General features: G+C 36.1%; 17 protein-coding genes and 14 tRNA genes. 28 read left to right on the forward strand and 3 right to left on the reverse strand.

Features of this window, described 5'->3' with window-relative positions:
• The first annotated feature begins 908 nt into the window (after positions 1–908).
• The 4 genes from AC4G3L_RS00080 to AC4G3L_RS00095 all read left to right on the forward strand — a co-directional run bounded on the left by AC4G3L_RS00080 (position 909) and on the right by AC4G3L_RS00095 (position 6,712).
• Entirely contained in the window at positions 909–2,456 is a 1,548-nt protein-coding gene (locus AC4G3L_RS00080) for a DEAD/DEAH box helicase family protein (protein WP_491074956.1), read from the forward strand.
• 946 nt (positions 2,457–3,402) lie between these two features.
• Positions 3,403–5,001: a PTS transporter subunit EIIC gene (locus tag AC4G3L_RS00085; protein ID WP_491074957.1), complete on the forward strand. Its 1,599-nt coding sequence runs from the start codon at positions 3,403–3,405 to the stop codon at positions 4,999–5,001.
• 189 nt (positions 5,002–5,190) lie between these two features.
• Positions 5,191–5,877 carry an N-acetylmannosamine-6-phosphate 2-epimerase gene (locus tag AC4G3L_RS00090; protein ID WP_491074958.1) on the forward strand — a complete coding sequence of 229 codons (687 nt, stop codon included), beginning with the start codon at positions 5,191–5,193 and terminating at the stop codon, positions 5,875–5,877.
• Positions 5,878–5,905: 28 nt separating this feature from the next.
• Positions 5,906–6,712 carry a MurR/RpiR family transcriptional regulator gene (locus tag AC4G3L_RS00095; RefSeq protein ID WP_491074959.1) on the forward strand — a complete coding sequence of 269 codons (807 nt, stop codon included), beginning with the start codon at positions 5,906–5,908 and terminating at the stop codon, positions 6,710–6,712.
• A gap of 261 nt (positions 6,713–6,973) precedes the next feature.
• On the opposite strand, the gene AC4G3L_RS00100 is transcribed toward AC4G3L_RS00095, so the two are convergent.
• On the reverse strand, positions 6,974–8,002 hold the full coding sequence (locus AC4G3L_RS00100; protein ID WP_491074960.1) for a YeiH family protein: 1,029 nt from the start codon (positions 8,000–8,002) through the stop codon (positions 6,974–6,976).
• A 140-nt stretch (positions 8,003–8,142) separates the two neighbouring features.
• Between AC4G3L_RS00100 and AC4G3L_RS00105 the strand changes: the two genes are divergently transcribed.
• Positions 8,143–9,060 (forward strand): selenium metabolism-associated LysR family transcriptional regulator, encoded by a 918-nt coding sequence (locus AC4G3L_RS00105; RefSeq protein ID WP_491074961.1) that lies wholly within the window; start codon positions 8,143–8,145, stop codon positions 9,058–9,060.
• Here AC4G3L_RS00105 and AC4G3L_RS00110 read toward each other — a convergent pair.
• Entirely contained in the window at positions 9,057–10,508 is a 1,452-nt protein-coding gene (locus tag AC4G3L_RS00110) for a sigma-54 interaction domain-containing protein (protein ID WP_491074962.1), read from the reverse strand. The two genes, AC4G3L_RS00105 and AC4G3L_RS00110, sit on opposite strands and share 4 nt — an antisense overlap.
• 174 nt (positions 10,509–10,682) lie before the next feature.
• Here AC4G3L_RS00110 and AC4G3L_RS00115 point away from each other — a divergent pair, with 174 nt between their 5' ends.
• The 20 genes from AC4G3L_RS00115 (at position 10,683) to AC4G3L_RS00210 (ending at position 20,286) form a co-directional block, all read left to right on the forward strand.
• Entirely contained in the window at positions 10,683–11,867 is a 1,185-nt protein-coding gene (locus tag AC4G3L_RS00115; RefSeq protein WP_491074963.1) for an iron-containing alcohol dehydrogenase, read from the forward strand.
• A 21-nt stretch (positions 11,868–11,888) separates the two neighbouring features.
• The gene (xsc, locus tag AC4G3L_RS00120; protein ID WP_491074964.1) at positions 11,889–13,646 is read left to right on the forward strand and encodes a sulfoacetaldehyde acetyltransferase; all 1,758 of its coding nucleotides are present in this window, start codon (positions 11,889–11,891) and stop codon (positions 13,644–13,646) included.
• A 150-nt stretch (positions 13,647–13,796) separates the two neighbouring features.
• On the forward strand, positions 13,797–15,131 hold the full coding sequence (locus tag AC4G3L_RS00125) for an MFS transporter (protein WP_491074965.1): 1,335 nt from the start codon (positions 13,797–13,799) through the stop codon (positions 15,129–15,131).
• Positions 15,132–15,667: 536 nt separating this feature from the next.
• Positions 15,668–15,868, forward strand: coding sequence for a cold-shock protein (locus tag AC4G3L_RS00130; protein WP_491074947.1), 201 nt, complete (start codon positions 15,668–15,670; stop codon positions 15,866–15,868).
• Positions 15,869–16,452: 584 nt separating this feature from the next.
• The gene (locus tag AC4G3L_RS00135) at positions 16,453–17,328 is read left to right on the forward strand and encodes a pirin family protein (protein ID WP_491074966.1); all 876 of its coding nucleotides are present in this window, start codon (positions 16,453–16,455) and stop codon (positions 17,326–17,328) included.
• Positions 17,329–17,898: 570 nt separating this feature from the next.
• Positions 17,899–18,387 (forward strand): hypothetical protein, encoded by a 489-nt coding sequence (locus AC4G3L_RS00140; protein ID WP_491074967.1) that lies wholly within the window; start codon positions 17,899–17,901, stop codon positions 18,385–18,387.
• A gap of 355 nt (positions 18,388–18,742) precedes the next feature.
• Positions 18,743–18,824: transfer RNA gene (locus AC4G3L_RS00145), tRNA-Leu, on the forward strand.
• A 7-nt stretch (positions 18,825–18,831) separates the two neighbouring features.
• Positions 18,832–18,906 (forward strand) — tRNA-Gly (locus AC4G3L_RS00150).
• Between the two features lie 14 nt (positions 18,907–18,920).
• Positions 18,921–19,009: transfer RNA gene (locus AC4G3L_RS00155), tRNA-Leu, on the forward strand.
• Positions 19,010–19,024: 15 nt separating this feature from the next.
• Positions 19,025–19,101, forward strand: a tRNA-Arg gene (locus tag AC4G3L_RS00160).
• Between the two features lie 8 nt (positions 19,102–19,109).
• Positions 19,110–19,186: transfer RNA gene (locus AC4G3L_RS00165), tRNA-Pro, on the forward strand.
• Between the two features lie 12 nt (positions 19,187–19,198).
• Positions 19,199–19,274: transfer RNA gene (locus AC4G3L_RS00170), tRNA-Ala, on the forward strand.
• A gap of 117 nt (positions 19,275–19,391) precedes the next feature.
• Positions 19,392–19,484, forward strand: a tRNA-Ser gene (locus tag AC4G3L_RS00175).
• Between the two features lie 102 nt (positions 19,485–19,586).
• Positions 19,587–19,663 (forward strand) — tRNA-Asp (locus AC4G3L_RS00180).
• 16 nt (positions 19,664–19,679) lie between these two features.
• Positions 19,680–19,755 (forward strand) — tRNA-Phe (locus AC4G3L_RS00185).
• A 42-nt stretch (positions 19,756–19,797) separates the two neighbouring features.
• A tRNA-Thr gene (locus tag AC4G3L_RS00190) sits at positions 19,798–19,870 on the forward strand.
• A gap of 11 nt (positions 19,871–19,881) precedes the next feature.
• Positions 19,882–19,965 (forward strand) — tRNA-Tyr (locus tag AC4G3L_RS00195).
• A gap of 83 nt (positions 19,966–20,048) precedes the next feature.
• Positions 20,049–20,122, forward strand: a tRNA-Gly gene (locus AC4G3L_RS00200).
• A gap of 14 nt (positions 20,123–20,136) precedes the next feature.
• Positions 20,137–20,211: transfer RNA gene (locus tag AC4G3L_RS00205), tRNA-Asn, on the forward strand.
• A gap of 3 nt (positions 20,212–20,214) precedes the next feature.
• A tRNA-Glu gene (locus AC4G3L_RS00210) sits at positions 20,215–20,286 on the forward strand.
• A 1,243-nt stretch (positions 20,287–21,529) separates the two neighbouring features.
• On the opposite strand, the gene AC4G3L_RS00215 is transcribed toward AC4G3L_RS00210, so the two are convergent.
• On the reverse strand, positions 21,530–21,868 hold the full coding sequence (locus AC4G3L_RS00215; protein ID WP_491074968.1) for a DUF1433 domain-containing protein: 339 nt from the start codon (positions 21,866–21,868) through the stop codon (positions 21,530–21,532).
• Between the two features lie 160 nt (positions 21,869–22,028).
• Between AC4G3L_RS00215 and AC4G3L_RS00220 the strand changes: the two genes are divergently transcribed.
• The 3 genes from AC4G3L_RS00220 to AC4G3L_RS00230 all read left to right on the forward strand — a co-directional run bounded on the left by AC4G3L_RS00220 (position 22,029) and on the right by AC4G3L_RS00230 (position 24,273).
• Positions 22,029–23,201: a lipase family protein gene (locus AC4G3L_RS00220; protein ID WP_491074969.1), complete on the forward strand. Its 1,173-nt coding sequence runs from the start codon at positions 22,029–22,031 to the stop codon at positions 23,199–23,201.
• A gap of 2 nt (positions 23,202–23,203) precedes the next feature.
• On the forward strand, positions 23,204–23,611 hold the full coding sequence (locus tag AC4G3L_RS00225; protein ID WP_491074970.1) for a hypothetical protein: 408 nt from the start codon (positions 23,204–23,206) through the stop codon (positions 23,609–23,611).
• Positions 23,612–24,003: 392 nt separating this feature from the next.
• Positions 24,004–24,273 (forward strand): tyrosine-type recombinase/integrase, encoded by a 270-nt coding sequence (locus AC4G3L_RS00230; protein WP_491074971.1) that lies wholly within the window; start codon positions 24,004–24,006, stop codon positions 24,271–24,273.
• Positions 24,274–24,429: the final 156 nt, after the last annotated feature.

A 24,429-nucleotide genomic window follows, 5' to 3' on the forward strand; every position in this document is an offset into this window, starting at 1 on the left:
AAACCAGAACATAGCGGAAATCTATGGAACATCTTTTCAAAAGATTATTTCACTCATAAAGAAGCACAACCTGAACCCTAATGAGCTTAGTAAGGTTAATAGATACATTGTCTACATGCATTGGTTCAACATAGAAGAAACTCGGAATGGATTGATTACTTAGTTAAAGATTTATTTGTAATTAATGAATCTAAAGAAGTAAATGTGAAATTGTTCAATCAAATTATGTCAAAAATCCAAAATCTTGACTTTTATTTGTTAAATGAAGATTGTAATAAAATTACTGAATTACGTAGAAGTATAGAGGATAAAATGGTAGCAAATATTAAAATTGTATATCAAGATTTTAAAATGAATAAAGAAATGAATGAAGCTTATTATTTGTAATATTTTCTGAATCACTAATGTTGAGGATATAAATAGGTTCTTATGGCGGAATTTACAGAAAAACTAGTTTGCTAATAATATGTCTGGATATACGTGTTCGAGCACCGCTTGGCTGATAGAAAGCACCTTCTGAATTAGAGGTGCTTTTTAGTTTTGTAATTAATAGATTATATATATTGTAAAAAACATAGTGTTAATATATGGTTATATTGGATAAAAGGGTTCACTCTAGAAATAAAAGGTATTTACTTTAGAAATTACTAAGTTCAAGAAAAGTATTTTAATCTCTATAATTAATTAGGTAAAGAAACTACAAGGAATGAGCTTGGGCTTACTATGGGAAAAACATCTGTGGTATTTTAAATAGTATATAAAGATGACTAGAAACGATTACTTTAATAAGGTGTTTGGAGGAAAAGTTGCTGGTTCAGTTGGACCTTTATAGGTCATCGAGAAGAAAAAAAACGATTAAGGGAAAACTTGTTGAAATGCTAATTTATTCTTTTTTGGGGGGAAGAGTAATGGGAGAATTTGATTTATCTAACATTAGTAACTCTAAGTTCCTACATTCACACCAGGTTCAAGCTTTATCTAGGATACTTAGAATGATAAAAATAGGCGAAAAAAAAATTTATGTATTTGGCCCACCAGGCTCTGGTAAGACTTCCATGTCAATTTTTTTATCAGAATTGTTGTTTGGTAAGTATAGAAACAAAAGGATATTATTTGTACATTATAATTTGATACTAAATTACCAGGTTTCTCAGCATTTACTTCAGAATCACTCAATTGAGGAAGTTAGAGATTTAAAAGAAGATAGTTTGGGTAAGCCGGGTTTTTATTTGACCACCTGGCACAGAATCCGAGATAGGATTGATGAACTTAATAAGGATTTTGACTATATCATTGCAGACGAATTTCAAGATTTTTCTGATGGAATTTCTAAAATATTCCGCTATTTTAAACATAGTACGATCATAACTTTTGGTGAGGCACCTATAAACGATTATGATAGTGTAATTCCTATCTTTTCGATTGAGTCCATTAACGCTGAATCTTATAGTGAGGATGAAGCCTTCAGACTTAGGGAAGAATTAGACTTTTACAAAAAAGAGCTTACAAGGATTGGGAAAGAGAATCAATTATTACATGAAAAGAACGAAGCTCTCCAATTAGAAAGAGAATCCTCCACTCAAAAGATGCTTGCACTACTTGAGCAGGTATCATCAAAAGTTGAAAGTGGATTTGCTGGTGTTAATGAACGTTTAGATGAATTGAAATCATTGATAGAAAGTATAACGAATACGCTCTCTACACTTCAACAAAAATATGAGGTGCCATTACTACATACCATTAAAGAGGAAGAACGGGAAAATCTAATACATCAGTTTTCGGAAGATTTTATGGAAGTTTTATTAAAAAATTTCCAGGTATCTACTCAAATAGGATTCAAGCAAGAAAAAGATAAAATTTTGTCAATATTTGGATCTAGTAATTGGGAAAAGTTAACGGAAGAATCTAAGCAATATATCATCACCTCAAATATTATTTTTAATAATATGGCGGATTATGAACATCAAGTGGATTATTCCCCAGCTTGTATTCCTCTTACAAAAGCTTTGGAACGTGAATTGTATGTGCATTTTTTCTCTAATTTAATTGCCGACTTACGTAAGAGGAAAATACCTATTCAAGATTGGCCACATGGTTTATCAATATATAATCATCAGACAAATAATTATTATGAGATATCGAGTCATAAATTTACACTGGGAAGTATTTCGTATATTCTTGGAACTAGTCTTGATCATAAACGCCCGAAGCGAGCTAAATCCACCTGGGCAGTGATTATGCCATACTTTCGTGAAAGATTTACAATTGGCGATGAAAATGAATTAAAAGGGTACTTAGAGAAACTTGACAAAGGAGTACGATTTGTCACAGTCAATTATCGAAACCAAGCAGCACATAAAGATAAGATTGGATTAGAACAAGCATTAAGTTGCTACAATTACTTAATAAAAGTAACTGGACTCCTGGTTGAACTCTCAAAGTACTTGAAATTTTAATGCTTATTATCTAGATTTATTTCTCCACCAATTAAATATAGTTCTATAGCTATTCAATGTCTGCTCTTGCTTAGTTTACTGTGGTTAATGTCGCTTGGTTACTTCTCCTTAATGAGAAATTCAATAAAAACACGATGACGATATTATGGATTTTTAAGCTTATACATATATGGCTGTAATTGCTAGGCATATGGCTGAAATATTTTAGCACAATAAGTGAAAGAAGAAGTCTCCTGATTGACTGCATCTTTAGTAATTATTATTTTAAGCGAAATAAGTTAATTAAAATTCATCGGGATAAAAAAACGATGCTCAAATCTTTTTCATGAGTTAGCATAATGGTATATACAGTGATTTAATTCTCCCAAAATAATATGATATTTAAATCATTTTTTTATGTTAAAATCGTTTTACACAAATTTTACACAAGCAACTTATAAACCCTTCTCGTATAAGAGTTTCTAGCGTATTTTATATCCCGACCACCGGTATCATAAACAACTAATAAACGTTAAAATCATTCCTCACAAATTGTGGGGGATTTTTTTGTTTTCCCTCACACCACTAAACATCGGCAAATAGTGTCATGGAGGGTGTGTTATTGATTATCTAATCGATATTCTATCCAAAATGGAGAATTAAAAAATATCCAAGCTCCAGATACATATATATTTTATTGAGCTCAGCCCCTTTCCAATCCTACATCCCATATTTATTGCCCTACAAATAATCTACCAAAGGAACGGGCAGTACGTGGGGAATTTAAAAAATATACAAAATTTTAAATATAGTGAAATGATTCTAAAAATTATTTGCATATTAATGTGGTGATCTCATATAATAGAAGATAATAAATTACATAAAATGTAATTTATGATAATAATTTTCAAAAGCAAAAAATTTTGGGCGAAGGGTTCTATATTTGAATGAAAATGGAGGGATAAGAATGTTTGAAAAACTGCAACGTTTGGGAAAAGCTTTTATGATTCCTATTGCTGTTCTGCCAATAGCCGGGATCATGCTTGGTATTGGTGCAGCTTTTACCAATCCCCTTATGGTAGAAACCTATGGGTTGGAAGGATTACTCGGAGATGGGACATTTTTGTTTTATATTTTAAGCACCATGTCAGCGATTGGTAATATTGTTTTTGCTAACTTACCCTTGATATTTGCTGTCGGGATTGCTTCAGGGTTAGCGTTACAGGAAAAAGGTGCAGCAGGTTTATCAGCGGCGATCGCTTTTCTTGTCATGCATGTTATCGTAGGTACCATTCTAGGTTTTCTGGGCCATACACCAGAGTCGACAACTGTAGACTATTTCCTATCTCAAGGTCTAGATCCAGTGGAAGCAGCAAAGCAGGCAAACGTATATGGATACGAGCTTGGTATTTTTACAGTTAGAATCGGAGTGCTTGGAGGAATTATTGTTGGTTTACTAGTAGCCTTTTTAGCCAATAGATATTACGACAAGCAGCTTCCAGAAGCACTTTCGTTTTTCTCTGGAGTAAGATTTATTCCGATTATTTCTGTATTCGCAATTAGTGTAATAGGGATAATTATTCCATTTGTTTGGCCATATGTTCACATTGGAATTTCAACTTTCTCAGAATTCTTTGGACGAACAGGCCCAATCGGAATGTTCTTCTATGGATCACTAATGAGACTTCTCAATATTTTTGGACTTCATCATGCGATTTATCCGCTATTCTGGTACACCTCACTTGGTGGAGAATTAGAGGTTGCAGGGAAAATCGTACAAGGTGGACAAAGCATTTTCTTCGCACAATTGGCTGATCCTACTGTTACAAAATTCTCGGCTGAAGCAACGAAGTATTTCACAGGTGGTTATTTACCAATGATGTTTGGCCTCCCAGCAGCTGCCCTTGCTATGTATCATACTGCTAACAGTAAAAACAAGAAAATTGTGGGTGGTATACTATTTTCAGCGGCCTTAACATCCTTCTTAACAGGGATTACTGAACCAATCGAATTTACATTCCTTTTTGTAGCACCATTACTTTACGGGATCCATGCCATCCTAGAGGGAATATCATATGCTGCTTTATATGCTCTAGATGTATCGGTAGGGGTTACTTTCTCAAGGGGTATCATTGATTTTACATTATTCGGTATATTGCAGGGTAATGATAAAACGAATTACATTTGGATTCTCATTCTCGGAATTCCAACAGCACTTATCTACTACTTTGTATTTAAAACACTTATTCTAAAATTGAATCTAAAAACTCCAGGTCGTGGTGATGAATCTGAGAATAAGTTATATACGAAGAAAGATGCATTATTAAAAGACATTGATGTAGAGGATGTGATTACAGCCTTAGGTGGAAGAGAAAACCTAGTGGACGTCGATGCATGTATAACTAGATTAAGAGTAACCGTCAAGGATATAGACAAAGTTGCAGGTGATTCCGTTTGGAAAGATGAACTGAAGGCAAAAGGACTCTTTAAGAGAGGTAAGGGTGTTCAAGTTGTTTATGGAGCTCTCGCAGAGATCTTGAAGAATGAGATAAACAAAGTTAAATAATTTTCGTTATTTATTTAGAAAGCTTAATAGGTGGAGCGTAGCGGTATTATATTTTTTCCTATCTTATCTATATACTAATGCTAAGCTACCTCCACTATCAAAGTTTCGTTAATTGGATTTGCAGCAGGAGAATTGTGTTTCAATTTTAAATCATCAAGGTAAAAAAACAGAAATAGTAGGTGAATAAAAATGTTAGAACAAATTAAAAAGGGTCTTGTTGTTTCATGTCAGGCTCAAGAGAGTGAGCCTCTTCATAGCTCATTTATCATGTCAAAGCTTGCTCTGGCTGCCAAGCAAGGTGGAGCGGCAGGTATTCGAGCAGAATCGAAACTAGATATTATCGCAATTAAAAAAGAAGTAGATTTACCTGTCGTAGGAATTGTGAAGCGAAATTATCCAAATAGTGAAGTCTTTATCACAGCATCAAAACAAGAAGTCGATGAACTAATTGAGACAGGCTGTGAAATGATTGCGATGGACGCAACACTAAGAGAACGTCCAAATGGAGAAATATTAGCTGATTTAGTTTCATATGTAAAAGAGCATTATCCAGGGGTTCAGTTGATGGCAGATATCTCCTCGTTGGAAGATGCGATGAATGCGGAACGATTGGGCTTTGATTGCCTTTCCACAACCCTTTATGGCTATACAAATGAAACAAAAGATTGTAAATTATATGAGAATGATTTTGAATTTGTCAAAACAGTCTTAAAAAATGTCTCGATCCCTGTCATTGCTGAAGGAAATGTTATCACTCCTGAAATGGCGGCAAGGGTACTTGACCTGGGGGCTTACTCCGTTGTAGTCGGGGGAGCAATCACTCGGCCGCAGCAAATAACAAGTCGCTTTGTTGAAGAAATAAATAGGGGTTGTTGACCAATATTTAGGGTGGAAGGAGTCATCGATGGTTACGCTCTTGAAGGAAATTCAATCGAAATATTCTTCATTCTCCGATAAAGAAAAAGGTTTAGCTGATTTTTTGCTTTCTTCGTCATCAGAAGCTTCCAAGTGCACGATCAAAGAAATAGCAGAAAAGACGAATGTATCCGTTGCAACGATCACACGTTTCTGTAGAAAAGTATCCTGTAAAAATTTCGTGGAATTAAAAATGAATCTAGCAAGAGAAACGCGCCATGAAGATACAGAAGATATGGATTCCAAAATAAGAGGTCAGTATATGGATGTAATCCGCGATATACAAGGTCTTAACAGTCGGAAATCAATAATGAAAGCACTCAAATTAGTTACAAATGCTAAGCGAATTTTTATCTATGGTTTAGGAAGTTCGGGACTTGCCGCACAGGAATTAAACTACCGATTGAGTAGGATGGGTTTTGCCAGTGAAGCTGTAACCGATCCACATTTAATGATTATTAGAAGTACTTTATTAAAAAAAGGGGATTTGCTATTAGCTATTTCACGTTCTGGACAAACCCGAGAGTTAATCTCATCTGTTAATGAAGCGAAGAAAAAAGATGTTAAATTAATCTCTCTAACGGCTTATGACCATACATATCTAACAAAATTATCGGATGAAGTGCTATGGACCGTCCATCCCGTTCGCAACGCCTACTTGTCAACCGGTCTTGATTTAAGTGCACTTTACCTCATCGATTTAATTAGTATGCATTTCCTGGAGGATCCAAATAGGAAAAAAATCTACCAAGAGACCATTTCTGCAGTATCGTCTGAAACCCATATTAATAATTGATTATAGAGAAGTTTAAAATACTCCACCTTAGAGAGGCGATTTGTTAAAAATCAGCCTACTTAGGAGGAGTATTTTATTTGTAAAAAGATACTTATATTAATAAACTGTCCCAGTACTTTTATTATCAAGGGTGTTATTTTTGCCCTTTTTTAAGAACAATGTTCAAAGTTAAGTGTCTACTAATCACATTTAGTTTTAAAGAAGGATTAATGTCCTCATTTGTTGAACTCTTTATTGTAGTAAAGCGAATGCAAAAGATTATTAAATGGAGAAAAATGAAACAATGGAAAGCAATACAGAGGTAATAAAAATCGCTATAAGTGGTTTTAATGCCTTAGAACGCATAGCTTGGAAACTCACGTTTAAACCGAGACCAACCATTGCCATTGTCAGGATATAAGTTGTGAAATTGTTAATAATGTTATAAAAAGAATCAGGAATAATTATATATTCTCCCAAAATGAAACTATTGATTAAACTCATAGCAATAAATCCAAGTAAGAACCAAGGAAATTCTATTTTGGAGTTAATATTGTTAGATTTTTTTCGACTGTTTATCCAAAAAATCAAGAGATAGCAAAATGGTATTAATAATAAGACTCGGCTTAATTTGGCCAAAAGAGCAATAGCCATTGCATCTTGACTAGCCGGAGCTGTAGCTAAAGCAACATGAGCTATTTCATGCAAGCTGGCACCACTCCATATTCCATAGTCTAAGTCGGGTAGGGGAATTATAGGCCGAAGGAATGTGTATAAGACAGCAAAAAAAGTTCCAACTAACGCAATAATACCAATCCCCATAGCTGTATCTTCTTCTTTGCTTTTCAAAATTGGGGATACAGCGGCAATTGCTGCTGCGCCACATATACCTGTTCCTACAGCTAATAACAAGGATAATGACATGTCTGCTTTCAACCACTTAGCAAGGAGTATAGTAATTATCAGAGCAAAGGCGATGGTAATAATACCACGCAAGATCAGTGGCATACCTTGATTGAAGATTATATTTATATTTAATTTTAAACCATACAGAATGATTGCAAACCTTAATAGTTTTTTTGATGAAAATTCGATTCCTTTTCTGATCTTTTCTGGATAATTCCAAATTTGTCTATACACAATGGCTATAATTATTGAACAGGCCAGTGGACCCATTAGATTAAATCCACTAATTTTAGATAAACCTAATCCTAATAAAGCTATAAAAAAAGTAAATCCAATACCACCGACCATTTGAAACATGGGATAAGTGCTATGCTGCTGACGTTTTTCTAATGGGGATTGTGACATTAAGCATTCCTCCTTTAAGTAGCTACAGATAAAATGTAGCTTAATTAAAGATAGCATAGAAATATATACGTCATTTATTTAGAATTTTCATATGTTTTATACATTTTTATTATAGATCATCTTTTAAAGGGGGAGTATATATGAACTTTGAGGATTTAAAAATATTTCATACATTAGCTAAAAAGAGGAATTTCTCAGAAACAGCTAAATCATTACATATGACTCAGCCGAATGTTAGTTTACATATTAGAAGATTAGAAGAACATTTAGGTGTAAAATTATTTGAAAGAACAACCAAAAAGGTATATTTAACACCTATAGGAAAAGTGTTATTCAGTTCATCTGAATTAATATTAAGACAGATTCATTCAACAAAAAAAGAGATTGAAATATTATCTAACACAATTCAAGGGACATTGATCATTGGTGCAAGTTTAACAGTAGGAGAATATATTTTACCTTACTTATTTGGAGAATTTGTGAAAATTCATCCTAATATTAGCTTGAAATTAAAACTTAATAATTCTGCACAGATTATTACAAAACTTAAAGATTCAGAGATACATCTTGGTTTTATTGAATCTATGCTGAAATATCCTGATTTTAAGCAAGAAGCTTTTCTAGAAGACGAGTTAATTATCATCACATCTCCCCATAATTCATTAATAGAGACTGACTATATAACAACTGACCAACTTTTTTCTCTTCCTTTTATTATGAGAGAGCAGGGATCCGGGACAAGACAAGTGATTGAAGAAAAACTAAAGGAAAATAATCTGGATCCCTCAAAGTTAAACATTGTATTGGAACTGGAAAGCACTGAGTCTATTAAATCTGCCGTTGAATCAATTACAGGCATTTCGATTATTTCCCATTCAGCTGTAAGAAAAGAATTAGCTTTAAATACTTTGAAACAATTGCATATTAAAGATATAACGATGAGGCGAAATTTTTATATGTTATATGATGAACATTATTTAAGTCTTACTGCTGATATATTTGTGAAGTTTCTGAAAGAAAATATTTGTAGTTTACCTAACCCACAGATATCTATTTAATAGGTTATATTCAATCGTCGCATTTTTCTTATTAAACTGGAATGATCAATTTTTAGTTGTTGAGCAGCTGAACGAATGCTGCTTGTACTTTTCAATGTACTAATTATAATTTCTTTCTCATATTGTTCAAGGGCTGATTTAAGACTAATTTCTTTTGATAGTAAATGGGGAAGCTGATCTGAAAACACATCATCGCTAATTAACGGCATTTCTAAATTCCAATTTTCTCTTATATTATCGGGAAGATCAGCAGGTCCAACCTGTGAAGTAAGCGTTGAGATAATTACATATTCAATTACATTTCTTAATTCTCTAACGTTACCTGGCCAATCGTATTCAATTAGCTTGTTCATAGTTTCAGGTAAAATTTGTTTTGTCAGTTTGTATTTGTTACAAAACTCATCTTTGAATTGTTCCACCAGTGGAGGGATATCATCTTTTCTGGACCTTAGCGGTGGTATCTTCAATTGAACCACATTAATTCTGTACCATAGGTCTAACCTGAACTTCTTTTCACGGATTAATCTTTCTAGATTTTGATTTGTTGAGCAAATTAATCTAAACGATAGATTGATAGGTTTAGTAGATCCGATACGAGTGATGCTTTTTTCTTGTAATACACGAAGTAACTTTACTTGAAATTGAATGGGCATTTCTCCAATTTCGTCTAGTAATATTGTTCCATTGTTTGCTTGTTCAAAAAATCCGGGTTTCCCTTCCTTTTTAGCGCCAGTAAAGGATCCACCTGTAAATCCAAACATCTCAGATTCAAAGAGTTCGTTTGGAATAGCAGAACAATTCACCTTTATAAAGGGTTGGTTGGATTTGGAGCTTAATTGATGTATTAAGTTAGCTAATACTTCTTTACCTGTTCCGGAATCGCCTGTAATCAAAATATTCGTTGGAAATTGAGATATTTGTTCGATTTTTTGATATAACATTTTCATCTGTGGGCTATTGTATATTATATAAAAGTCTGTTTGGTTATAGAGTGTATTTGAGGTGTTGTTATTAATATGATGAGAATCTAGAAGCTGTTTTTGTAAATGATAAAGATAGCTGATATCGCGGACGCTAGTAACGACCATTGAAACTTTTTGATTTTTATCAAGAATAGGGTTTGCTGTCACAACAAAATATTTCTGTTGTTTTATTTGTTGTATTATAGTTGTCTTTTTTTTTGTATCTAATGCTATTGTGGCGGCAGATTTGTCAAAGTATTGATTTAATACAAGGTCGGTGATATTTCTATTTATTACCTCTTTTTTTGATATCCCTGTCATTTCTTCGTATGCTTTGTTCACTTCAATTACTATACCTTCATCGTTGACCACAAACAAACCATCTGAAGAATACTGAACGATGGAATGGAGAATTTCGTTTAAAGATTGTAATTTAATTAACTCATCAGATTTTCTACTATCACCTACATTATATTCATCTATCAAAGCTTACCTCCTCTATATTTTTCGGTGGTGAAATAAAACACCGTTATGGTGGCGTTTCAACACCAGTATCCTTAATTATAAATAGAAAACTCTTGTTAAACAAGAAGATTAAAGTTGGCATGATAATTGCATTATATATAGTTGTAACCAAATATTTTTGAAAGGAGGATTAGGATGGTGAAGAATGTTTTAAGATTAGATCTACCTGGTCAAATCCATTTAGGAGCAAACAGTATAAATTCTCTAGGAAGTATGGTGTTACAGGCTGGTGGAACAAGAGTATTAGTTATTATGGATACATTTCTGACAAGACCTGAAATTAGCTTAGACACAAAAGTAAAGGAGATATTAATCTCGGATAAAATTGAAAGCGCTATCTTTAGTTCGTATTCCGGTGAACCTACAACTGAACATGTAAGTAATGCGCTTCTTGTACTAAGGGAATTCAATGGAGATTGTATTGTATCCATCGGTGGAGGAAGTGCAATTGATATTGGAAAAGCTGCTGCTTTATTTAGCTGTAACGAAAATCTTGATTGGATTGATATTGTAAAGAAACCTTACCTTAAGAGATTACCTTTATTAGCAATTCCTACTACCGCAGGAACAGGTTCTGAAGCTACAAAAATAATGGTTATAACCGATACTGATTTGAATATTAAAATGAATCCAGGTCATCCTCACCTCATACCGGATATAGCAATTCTTGATCCGGAACTTACTTTAAGTCTTCCTAAGAACTTTACAGCTTATACAGGTCTTGATGCCTTAAGTCATGCAATGGAAGCATTTGTATCTACTAATTCAACCATTATGACAGAACCATTTGCTCTAGAGGCAATTGAAAGAATTGGTAATTCATTGCCTGTTATTTATGAAAATGGCAATAACATTGAAGCTAGGCAAAATATGCTTCTTGGTAGTTGTTATGCAGGAATTGCTTTTTCTAATGCTTCAACAAATCTAGCGCATGCAGCTGGTCGGCCATTAGGTGCGCGTTTTCATATACCTCATGGATTAAGTGTCGCTCTCCTGATGCCATTTGTAGTTGAATATGGACTTGATTCAGCTAGTGATAAGTATGCAGATATTGCAATAGCGTTAGGAGCTGATCCGAGTTTGAGTAAGGAAGACTTAGCTGTAAAAACATTAGACATCCTTCATAACTATAATGACATATTCAATATATGGGAAGATGGCAAAAAGTATATAGATGTTGATGACTTAAGAAGGAATATTACATTGTTGGGGAAAGATGCGATATCTGGGAATGGAATTCTAACAAATATTAAAGTGCCAAAGCAAGAAGATGTTCATGATTTATTTTATAAATTAGCTGATAAACTATCAAGTTTATAAATCAATTTAGGAGGAGTTTGTATGAAAGTAAAAAATAGGGAAGTTAAAGCTACTAAATTAAAAATGACGCCTAGTGAAGCAATTGTAGAAACATTGTTAAAAGAAGGAATTACCCATATTTCTGGGATATTAGGTTCTGCATTTATGGATATGCTGGATCTTTTGCCAACTGCAGGTATTCGTTTTATCGGAGTAAGACATGAACAAAGCGCTGCACATATGGAGGATGGATATGCACGAGTATCGGGGAAAGTAGGAGTAGTTATTGGGCAAAATGGTCCAGGAATTACTAATATGGTTACATCTGTTGCTGCAGCAAATCAAGCGCATACTCCGATGGTCGTTATTTCGCCTTCTGCAGGCACTCCTACTGTTGGATGGGATGGATTTCAAGAATGTGACCAAGTCTCAATATTCAAGGCTATTACAAAAGAAACAGTTCGAGTCACACATCCGAGTAGAGTAGCAGATTGTTTAAGAACAGCATTTCGAATTGCTTATGCAGAGAGGGGACCTGTTTTATTTGATATTCCTAGGGATTACTTCTACGGTGAGGTTGAAGATTTTATATTAGAACCCCATCAATACCGTGTAGATTCTCGGGGTGCAGGATCTATCGAAAGTATTGAGCAGGCTGCTAAGATTTTAGCGGAAGCAGAGTATCCGGTTATCATATCAGGACGAGGAACAGTGGATTCAAATGGAATTGAGCAGGTTAAGATGATAGCGGAATATTTATCAGCTCCTGTTGCTGTATCATACATGCATAATGATGCGTTTCCGAATAATCATCCCCAATTTGTTGGACCAATTGGATATATGGGATCTAAAGCTGCAATGAATACTTTGAAAAAGGCTGATGTTGTATTGGCAATAGGAACACGTCTATCAGTGTTTGGGACGTTACCTTGCTACGATATAGATTATTTTCCTAAGGAAGCAAAGATTATACAGGTTGATATTAATCCAAGAAATATTGGAAGGACACATCCTGTCGAGGTTGGTATTATAGGGGATGCAAGAGAAGCGAGTAAAGCACTTTTTCAACAGATTAAAGAAGTAACTTCTCCAATAATAGACCAAAGTAAATTAGCTGATTTGAAAGCTGTTAAAGAAAAGTGGGATAAAGAATTGGTGGACCTAGCCATGGTTGAAGGGAATCCAATAAATCCACGTAGGGCACTATTAGAGTTAATAAATGTACTTCCTGAAGATACAATAGTAACAACTGATATTGGCAATGTTTCTTCAACAGCTAATGCCTATTTAAAATTTAATCAACCAAGAAAGCATATAGCAGCTTTAACATTCGGAAATACAGGGTTTGCTTATCCGACAGCTTTGGGTGCCAAACTAGCTCGTCCTGACTGTCCGGTAGTAGCTATTGTTGGTGATGGTGCATGGGGAATGAGTCTACATGAAGTGAGTACAGCAGTGGAAGAAGATATCCCTGTTGTTGCCTGTGTATTTAATAATGGTGCATGGTGTGCAGAAAAGAAGAATCAAGTTGATTTTTACAACAATCGATTTGTTGGGGCTGATATTCAAAACCCTGATTTTGCTGAAGTTGCTAAATCAATGGGAGCTGCAGGAGTAAGAGTAGATAGAGCTGAAGATATAGGTCCGAAATTATTGGAAGCAATTAAATCCAATAAACCTACTGTTCTGGATATTCAGGTTGATGGAACACAACTTGCTCCACCATTTAGAAAAGATGCATTAAAGATGCCTACTAGATTATTAGAGAAATATTCTCATCTAGATCATAAAAACTGGTAATTTTATATTCATCGCTGGGGTAGGGGAAGTTTCTCAAACCCCAGTTCCAGTCTTTTTTTTAACACGTTAAGAAAGCGCTTTCTTAATTTAATTCAATAAATCTATTATCTATTTTCAGTCAAATATAAATTTTGTATTGGAGGGAAATAAATGAATAATGTGAAAAGTTCACTTAAACGTGTTGTTGTCTCTAGTTTAATTGGTTCTACAATTGAGTGGTATGATTTCTTTCTATATGGTGTCGTAGCTGGTCTTGTATTTAATAAACTATACTTTCCATCAGATGATCCTTTTGTATCTACTATACTAGCATATGCAACATTTGCAGTTGGTTTTATAGCCAGACCATTAGGCGGGATTATTTTTGGGCATTTTGGAGACAAAGTTGGCCGTAAAAGTATGCTAATATTAACGCTAACAATAATGGGTGTGAGCACGGCTCTCATAGCAGTGATACCAACATATGATCAGATTGGTATTCTAGCACCTATCTCATTAGTTGTTCTTCGTATTATTCAAGGTATAGGTTTGGGCGGAGAATGGGGAGGGGCTGTATTAATGGCTTTTGAGCATGCTCCTAAAAAGAAGAGAGGATTATATGCCAGTATACCTCAAATTGGATTGTCACTAGGGTTGTTGCTTTCTTCAGGTGTGGTTGCTATTCTCTCTTCAGTAATGTCAGATGGAGCATTCATGAGCTGGGGATGGAGAGTTGCATTTGGATTAAGCACCATACTAATTATTTTAGGATTTTGGATTCGATTAAATGTTTCAGAATCACCTGAATTTAAAGTCGTAAAGAATGAAAATGCGGAAACTAGCGTGCCATTTAAAGAAATGTGGAAAGGAAATGTTGGTAAAATTTTTGCGGGTATGGGTGCGCGTTATATCGATGGAGTATTCTTTAATATAATGGCAGTCTTTTCTCTTACTTACCTGACTACTTATATAGAAATTACTCGAACAGCTGCATTAATAGGTGTATCTATAGCAGCATTTGTAATGTGCTTCTTCATTCCTTTATTTGGGCATATTTCAGATAAAGTTGGAAGAACAAAGACATTTTTTTATGGAAGCATGATTACTGGTTTTTCCGCAATGCCGGCCTTTTGGTTAATGAGCAATAGTGACGGGAATTTATTAATAATATGGCCATCTATCTTAATACCATTTGGTATTCTGTATGCGAGTGTTTATGGACCTGAGGCAGCGTTATTTGCAGAACTTTTTGATGTGAAGGTTAGATACTCAGGTATGTCATTTGTTTATCAATTTTCAGGAATCTTTGCAAGTGGAATTACCCCAATGATTGCAGCTTCTTTAATGGAATTTAATAATGGATCGCCCCTACTAATGACTCTATATGTAGCTTTCGCAGGCGTTGTAAGTGCTATATCTGTTTATTGGATTCATAAAAATAACAAAAGGGTACCTACTTTTCCACAGATTAATGATAATGAACAAGAAAGTAAAAATTTAATATAAATTTATAGGAAATGGATTAAATAGAAGATAAAGATAGTAACTCACTATAAATCAATTGAATATTCAAATATCTATACTCTGAAAACAGATGGGGGATTAACCTTCTTCTGTTTTTATTTAGTTTATTGTAATGGCTCAAATTGATTTCTTTATATGGATGACGTTATGTAACTGCAACCATCCTAATTCGAGAAGGAATAAATCCAAAGATAGTGAGTGAATTGTTGAGCCATTCTAATATAGGGATTACATTGGGTATATCATAACTGATTTGGATATGCAGAGGGAAAGAACAAGTTTGTTGAAGGTATATTTAATTAAATCTTCTTTGATTAAAAATAGAATACCAATGAATAAATTGTAAAGATGAAAGGGAAGAGTCTTATAATTTGCTATTTTTATATATGTCTGTTATTCTAAAGAAGAATTATTTTTGTTCGGCGGTTTCAGATTGATAAACGATTTTGATTTTCGTCTAAAGTATTTGAGCAGGGATAGTAACACATTGTGTGGAAACACACTAGGAGGCAACAATTATGGAACAAGGTAAAGTGAAATGGTTTAATGCAGATAAAGGTTTTGGATTTATTGAACGTGAAGACGGAGAAGACGTATTCGTACATTTCTCAGCGATCCAAAGCGATGGTTTCAAATCTTTAGACGAAGGTCAAAGTGTAACGTTTGAAGTAGAACAAGGACAACGTGGCCCACAAGCTACAAACGTTCAAAAAGCTTAATAATAGCTAATGATAGACCCTACATTTGTAGGGTCTATTTTTGTATGTAAGCAATTTGGTCAATAAAAATAAAACCCAGGATTATATTGTAACTTTTCGATGATGAATCGGAATATTATGGTAATATATTTGTAGTAAGATAGAAGGATTTAAATAAGAGGAATAGTAATAGATTCTGAAATAAAAGAAGTTTGAAGGAAAAGCATTTGGTGAAGAAACCATCGCAAAATACGCGAGCTCGTTCAAAGGGTTTTAAATTGCAAGAACCAAATGTCTTTCAACAGAAACTACCTTATAGAATATTGAAATGATCGTTGATGAACTCTTGAGGAATTCCGATTTAATCTATGGGGGAAACAGCCTAATTAATTGCAAATTTGCTAATTAGAGCTAAAAGAAAGATATCAAATAACAAATTTAGGGTAATTAAACACGGATACTGTTCAATGATCTTTTCTGTTTTGAAGAGAATAAGGTTGTTTAAGAGACCAATTGAATTAAGTAAAGTAGTTGAAGCTGCACGAAAATTAATTTATTCATATGTTTAATAGGACTGTGGATTAATTCCAAAAGGAGGTATTGAAATGTCTAATGAGTCAACATTTCAGAGAGAAGTAAAAGATTTTTGGTATCCAGAATACAACAAAAATGGATATCCTCATGTTCAACAAGGAATGATTTTAAATCCTGAGAGGAATGAGGAATTTTCCCCGTTTATTCTAATGGCTGAAGACTGGTTTAAGCGTGGAACCTTCTCCGACCATCCCCACAGAGGCTTTCAAACTATAACGTATGTTATTGATGGAAGGCTTGAACATATAGATAATGCAGGGGGGTATAGTATTTTAGATGCTGGTGATGCCCAATACATGAATGCCGGTTGGGCAGCTAGGCATGCGGAAGAGGCTTTTGACGATGATCTTATTCATACCTTACAGCTATGGCTGAATCTGCCGAAAAGTCTGAAGCATACAGAAACAAGTTATCAAAATATCTATGTCGAGGATGCTCCTGTTGTGAACTTTGAAGGGGGTTACATTCGAGTTTACTCAGGTGATATTGCAGAGGTAACAGGACCTATGAATAGTTTGGTTCCTATTACGATGACAGAAATTAGCCTCCGTGAAGGGGCTGAATACACACATGTTTTGCCTAAGAATCATAATTCATTCTTGTATATGTTGGCGGGGGAGATGGAGTTCGGAGAAAGTAAGACAAAGATAGCTAAAACAGGGGCGGCTACCCTATCCTTTAATGAGGAAGGCTCAGATTCTAACTCAAGTGAATTAAAAATAAAAGCACTATCCCGTTCCAAAGTATTGATTTATTCAGGCGTCCCTATCCGGGAAGAAATAGCATTTGGTGGACCATTTGTAATGAATACTCAGGAAGAAATCAGGGAGGCGTTCCGTGATTATCAACGCGGATTATTTGGACCACCTGCTGTAAAAAAGAAATAAAATATATTTTTAAACAAACACCAGATGGATAATAAACATCTGGTGTTTTGTATGGTTTGTAAACGTATATACGTATAGTATCGTGGCGTTGATCGAAGATGGATTAATGTCTTTTTGTGTTGTGGAAGTATAGGGGCAGCATTCCTGTAATGAATGAAATGAGCAAAAATCGCCGTGACCAGTATTAATTAAAAGGTATATCTACCTTCAAAAGTAAAACCATCTTTTATTATTGGTCCATATAATTTAAAAAAATCCATGCTTCTATTTCCCATGATTCTTATGAAGATGTGCCGGAGCAAGTAATCACTAGGGTGTTCAATACCATCATAGAAAGCGGGGAGATGCATCTGCTTGTTTTTGTGGAAAAGAAGGCGGCTACCACAGTAAAACAGATATTTGAAGTCAAAAATATCTGAGGCATTCCCCGCTTCGGTTTTGAAGGAGTATCCGAATGTCATTGCCATCGCCGAGAAGCTACGCTTGGAGGAACTTCCATGATTTAGTAGAATAGAAGAAAATAAGCCGGGTGGGGAATGTTCCCGACGGTCTCTTTTGGAGGGGAATGACATGGTTGGTATAAAAACGGTGAATCTTGACGGCGAAGCAATCTATATTTTTAATAGTGCGATTTATATATTGGAAACTCCATCCACAGTTTCATTGGAGCTCGACCTCATCGTGAGCGAGGTAGCCTTAAAGAAATATAGCAACCGCGAGAGCATCATCGCTGAAATCGAGCTGACCGATAACCGAGTAATCAGCTCATTCATGTACATAAAATCAATTCCTGGCCGTCTCCCGCAGTTGAACTTGAATTGTGGGGTCGATGGTCCCTATGAGTACCAGGGCCTTGTTCATATCAATGAGAACGAGACCAATTTTCCTGATATTGAGAAGGGGATTTCCCTTGCCGACATCAGGAAAGTCGAGATGCCTGATGAAAAAATCACCCTTAAGCTCACACTGCCAATTGACCAGGTCGAATGGCTTCGTGGGAAAAAAACAAAAGAACTCAACCAGATATTTAAAGCTATTCTCTATGACCAGATGAATTAAATATACCTTTTATACTAGAATTGGTATCTATATTTCTAATGGTGCTAGGAATAGCACTCTTACCGTTTCAAACAGTAAAATGATAGTTATGTCTTTCTAAGATAATTTAAAAATAAAAGGCATATTAAGGATTAAGCAAGGGTTCTAACACCCTATGATGATAGATGTATTCATGGAAGTTCAATCTTTTGATATAGGAAGAAAAATAAATCAATATTACCATATATTACTTGTTGAAATATAGATAAATACATAATAGAATAATAAAGCAGTCAACGAGAGGGTTTGATATTAATCAATTAGAAGCTTGAGGATTGAAGGTATGAGTCCATCATGGCTTACCATTTATAAACATGCGGGTGTGGCGGAATTGGCAGACGCACCAGACTTAGGATCTGGCGCCTTACGGCGTGGGGGTTCGACTCCCTTCACCCGCACTTATATGCGGAAGTAGTTCAGTGGTAGAACACCACCTTGCCAAGGTGGGGGTCGCGGGTTCGAATCCCGTCTTCCGCTCCAATGCCAATTGATATGCCGGGGTGGCGGAATTGGCAGACGCACAGGACTTAAAATCCTGCGGTAGGTGACTACCGTGCCGGTTCGAGACCGGCCCTCGGCACCAGTTACTTGCAAAAATGCGCCCGTAGCTCAATTGGATAGAGCGTTTGACTACGGATCAAAAGGTTAGGGGTTCGACTCCTCTCGGGCGCGCCATTTCTTTGCGGGAAGTAGCTCAGCTTGGTAGAGCACTTGGTTTGGGACCAAGGGGTCGCAGGTTCGAATCCTGTCTTCCCGACCATTTTAAAATTATGGGGACTTAGCTCAGCTGGGAGAGCGCCTGCTTTGCACGCAGGAGGTCAGCGGTTCGATCCCGCTAGGCTCCACCATCACTTACTTAAACCCAATAGGATTTTGATTTTGACGATGTAGCTCAGCTGGTTAGAGGAGATGGTTCATAACCGTCCAGTTGCAGATTCGAGTCTTACATGATCCACAACCTATATGGAGGAATACCCAAGTCTGGCTGAAGGGACCGGTCTTGAAAACCGGGAGGCGGGTTAAACCGCGCGGGGGTTCGAATCCCTCTTCCTCCGCCATATATTATCTAAGCAATATATATATCGTTGCGGGGTGTAGCAGTCTGGTAACTTGTAGGGTTCATAAGTCGCAGCTTCAAATATTATTCGCACAATAAAAATGGTCCGGTAGTTCAGTTGGTTAGAATGCCTGCCTGTCACGCAGGAGGTCGCGGGTTCGAGTCCCGTCCGGACCGCCATTTACATAATGAAGTTGGCTCAGTAGCTCAGTCGGTAGAGCAAAGGACTGAAAATCCTTGTGTCGGCGGTTCGATTCCGTCCTGAGCCACCATTATAAATTAAAATTTTAATGATAAAATTATTTAAGTGTTATGCCGGTGTAGCTCAATTGGTAGAGCAACTGACTTGTAATCAGTAGGTTGGGGGTTCAAGTCCTCTTGCCGGCACTCTAATAATCGGAGGGGTAGCGAAGTGGCTAAACGCGGCGGACTGTAAATCCGCTCCTTCGGGTTCGGCAGTTCGAATCTGCCCCCCTCCACCATTCATTATAGGGGCATAGTGGTTATGCATCGGATTTTAGTTCCGACATTCGTGGATTTGATTTTTATCAGCCATACCATACATGCGGGTGTAGTTTAGTGGTAAAACCTCAGCCTTCCAAGCTGATGATGAGGGTTCGATTCCCTTCACCCGCTCCAAAAAATATTATTATTCCGCAGTAGCTCAGTGGTAGAGCACTCGGCTGTTAACCGAGCGGTCGTAGGTTCGAATCCTACCTGCGGAGCCATTTGGCCTCTTGGTCAAGCGGTTAAGACACCGCCCTTTCACGGCGGTAACACGGGTTCGAATCCCGTAGGGGTCATAAAACCATGTACAAATGTACATGGTTTTTTTCTATTCGCCACAATCTTCTCATATCTGTTGACCTTCAAACTTTTATCTTTGGTGGGACCTACGGATTATTATCAGATTTTAATGGTAAAAGTTGAGAGGAAATTCCTTTTGAGTAAAACGTAATAGATAGAAATACACAGGAAAAACCGTGGGCGATGCCGATAGTACACCTCCCTATCCCGATGAATCCATCAGGGATTGGATTACCTACCTATATGATAACGAGAAATATTCCCAACAATCCCTGTCAAAGGTGATTATAGAAGGAGATTCACACGTAGAAGTCAGATTCGATGAGGACTCGGATTGATGAATATTTTGGATTTAACGGAATTAATGGAGACAGCTGAATTCATAGGAAACACAGTGCTTGTACTTGTACAGTGTTTATCCGATGTATAAAAATACAGGTGAAATGAGTTCCTACTAAAAAATAGGGGAAAGGCTCAACCCCCTTGAGACACTTGTGGTTAAGCCTTCTCGAAAAGTATGATACCGACTGGGTTCGAACCAGCGAACCCACCCTGTCAATTTACTATTCGGAATCTTATACACAATCTATGCAGAAATAGAGTCCAGGTAGTCCATTAATTCAGAGTGCCAGTGGTTAATTATACAAGCTGAATCTTTTAATTCCATTATTTCTAGAAATTCTGTGCAATTTTTGTGCAATCTGTATATTAATGAATATGGGTGCGAGGTAGGGTTACCTGTAGCAGTTTTCACACCTTAAGTAAATATTTAGTTATAAAGATCATCTCTTGATTTGAGGTGATTTTTGGTTAAATCGCTATAAGTTTTCAAGGGGAGAAATATACAAGATCTTTTTCAACTCCTTTTCGATTCCCAAATACTTTTTTAAGATTTCATTCTCGTGTTTCAGGTGCATCATTTGTCGTTCTTTTCTTTCTTCAGTACTGTGAGAGTCAGGGTCATGGCCATATGTGTATATTTTACCAATCGGTTGGTCAAATCTGTGAATCTTAATATCTCGATACTATTTCATCCACGTTTTAATTTGAGAGACATTTTGATCCCGTACTTCTCCATAATTTCTCTATTCGTGAATTGACGACTCATCTTATCCTTTACGACAGCCCATTTGACTTTATTTGAATATACGTTTTGCCCATGCAAAAACACCTCCGAAACAACACTTTTATTTCGAAGGTGTTTTATATTGTCTCAATTATTTAAGTTAGCCCATTCTGCTACTGGCTTTCTTTTTGCTCCTCTAATATATCATCTACATTTTTTTGTTCTTCCGAATCTTTATAAGCCTTTGCAAAATCTGGAGAAACAGTAACAAGATAATTGAATTCACTTTGGTAGCCAGGGACATAAGCGGAAAAATCATGTTCTGGATTGCCATTTACATATCCATTAATAGATATGCCCATAGGTGATTCATCTGTTCCGGTATAATCAAAACTCTTTATACCTTCAAAATTATAGCGAAAATAAAGTTCAATTCTAGGTTTTTGCTTTTCCCAAAATTCCTTTTCAGCCATTTCCGCTGCTTGTGCTTTTTCCTCTTTTTGTTTTGCCATATATATCCCGCCCCCGATACCTGCCAATAAAATAACTGAAATCAATATGGTAACAATCCAACTTTTATTCATGCTAAATTTTCCCTTTTTTTATATATTTTATGGTTTAATACTATTATAAAGTGGAAAATTATTCAAGTCAGAGAAGGAGCTGTAAAAGGTGAAGGGGATTGGACTTTCAAAAGACGTTAGTGATTTGGAGTATTTCAACTTCTCTGTTATCAGTTATAACAATGATCTTAAAATAGAAGGAGAAGTTTTTGGAGATCAAGAGAAAAAATCAAAATGGATGATTATAGATAAGCAGGACGATCAAGATGGCAATGGTGCAGAAGCAATCGCCCTTGCTCCAGTGGATATGGAAGGGAAAGTAGATACCTCTAATATTGTAATTGCCTATAGAGGTACAGAAGCAAAGCCCAAAATAGACCCAGGCGACTTAGAAGCAGACATTAATCAAGTCGTTCGTAAAATGGGGCATAATGTTAGGTATGTCCCAACTACATTGACTACATTTACCAGAATCACTACAGAACAAACACAGTTTAAATCAGCCATTGATTTTGCGAATAGGGTTTCCAGTAAACATAAATCAGCAACCATTACTCATACTGGACATAGCTTGGGAGGCGGACAAGCACAATATGTGGGTGCTGAAAGAGGCGAAAAAGCTGTTACATATGCCGCTCCAAACGTTTACGGATTACTAAGTGATGAAGCCAAAGCAAAAGTCGATTCAGGTAAGACGAGGGAGTATATAAGAGATTACATTCACGGGAATGACATTATCGGAATGTATAGGGGAGGAGATCCGCTGATCGGAAAGGAATACTTTGTTGCTTCAAATGTAGAACATATATCCATACGTGATAATCCAATAGCTGGTCATTTTACAGATACATACACTGGAAAATTCAACAAGGATGGAAACATTGAATTTAGAATGAAACCTGATGAAGTGATAGCCAGCGTGCGAGCATTTAGGCCGCAATTGAATTTAATAAGGGACTGGAGAAAACGGGTAGAGCAGTATATCGAAGATGATGCAGCTGCTCTTAGGTCAATCTATCAAAATATGCTATCCAATGTTAATGGATCAGGCAAGTATCCGCTTCTTACTGAAAATGATGTACGAGAATATTTCAGAGAAAAAGCTGTTACGATTAAAGGTTCAGACTATTACTTTATTGACGTAGACTTAGCGATGGATTTCTGCCATAAGTTGAAGAAATTTGAACAACAGATGGGAATGTTTCTTGATGATTTAATCAAAGCTGCAGAAACAACAGGGACTATTGATAGGGATATATCTTTCTGGTTTAAGGGGATGTAGCAGTGTTTGACAATGAATTAGATGCAATAAACAAGCAGATTGATAAGTGGGAGTCTAAGATTGCAGAAGGAATAGAAGACGTAGCAGAAGGGTTCATGGATTCATTGTATGCTATGAAAGAAAATGTTGAAAGAAAAATCCAGAAACACGACATGGAAAAAGAACTGGAACGAAAATTCGAACACCATATTGATACAATCAGCCGGAGTTTGAGAAACGATGGAGATAAATTCTGGCATTTGTTTTCTAAGGAAAATAACAGATTAAAAGAAAAGATAGAAGAGGAGTATGAAGCGGCTTCATCAAAGAGAGTGGAAGAAAACTTTGAAGATACCAATAATAAAATGCGGATTATAGAGCAGGACTTTTCCAGAGTCGTTTTGACCTGTTCAAAGAGAAGTTTTTTCTAATTCTTAGGTATAAGATGGCACATATATTGCGGATTTCCCTTTCGCTTCGAATCTTCATTGCGCTAGAAAGGAATATTTAAGCGGTATTGCAAGGAGCGCATTTCATTGGAGCGCCGTCAGAAATACGATTGACGGAAGAACAGTCTACTTTAATTCATCTAAACTTTTCATTTAGTTATTTTCATAAAGGTAGTGAATATAGTTGGGTATTAATTGCCATTTATGAAGGTCGAGGAGGAGAGGGGATTTAATGAGCAGAACGGTAATATTCATGATGGGACTAATGGTTGTTTTAGGTGGGTGTAGCCAGGAAAAGAGTAAAAGTGATAAATCGAGTATTCTATGGAGGAAACCGTAAAAGAAGAACCAGATGAAACCACCAACGAAGTAGTATGGAACCACGCAATCTTCTGAGAAAATATCAGCGCCTAATCAAACTGGCAAAGATTCCTTATATGCCATTCCACAATCTACGGCATACTCATGCAAAGGTTCTTATGAGAATGGGAGAGAATCCAAAAGTGGTTAGTGAGCGGCTTGGATATGCTAGAGTGTGGATGACAAACGATATCTATTCCCATACTAATGAGGAAATGCAGAGACGAACAGCGGATCGGTTTAGTGAACATTTTGGATTTAACGGAAATAATGGAGACAGCTGAATCCCTTGGAAAGACTGGGCTAGTGCAGTGTCGTGTGCTGCTTCTTTGCAACATTTGTGGGTTCTTACTGAATAATTGAAAGAAGGCTCAAACCCTTGATACACATGAGCTTAAGCCTTCTCGAAAAGTATCATCCCCACTGGGTTCGGACCAGCG

This window comes from Bacillus sp. z33 (genome assembly GCF_058313615.1).